1 protein-coding gene is annotated in these 323 nt (G+C 59.1%); it reads left to right on the forward strand.

From position 1 onward, the window contains the following. On the forward strand, positions 1-311 hold a 311-nt coding region (locus AC1RPY_RS07745), incomplete at its 5' end, for a hypothetical protein (protein WP_481763105.1). Positions 312-323: the final 12 nt, after the last annotated feature.

Below are 323 nucleotides of genomic sequence, written 5' to 3' on the forward strand. Positions count from 1 at the left end.
CGTTGATGTACGCGTGGACAAAGGAGAAAGAAATGGATGAGCTTATTGGTGGCTGTGCTCCGGGCTGGGAACTCGACGACCCGCCGTACCTGAAGCCCTTGGGTTTCACGAGCTTGACTGCTCAAGAGCTGATTGCAAGCGGCCGGGCCCCGATGCTGCGCGTGACTGCCGAACACAACATGGTGAACAACCACCCCGTGTACAGCGCGACCGAAGTCAACCGTCTCTTGCAGTACGCGCAACGCATGCGTGATTTGGCGGATCGTCTTCAGGCCCGCACGCGTCACATCGTACAGCGGGAGTCGATCTGATGCGGCCCATGT

The organism is Dellaglioa sp. CoH-56-MRSF-12, assembly GCF_056782075.1.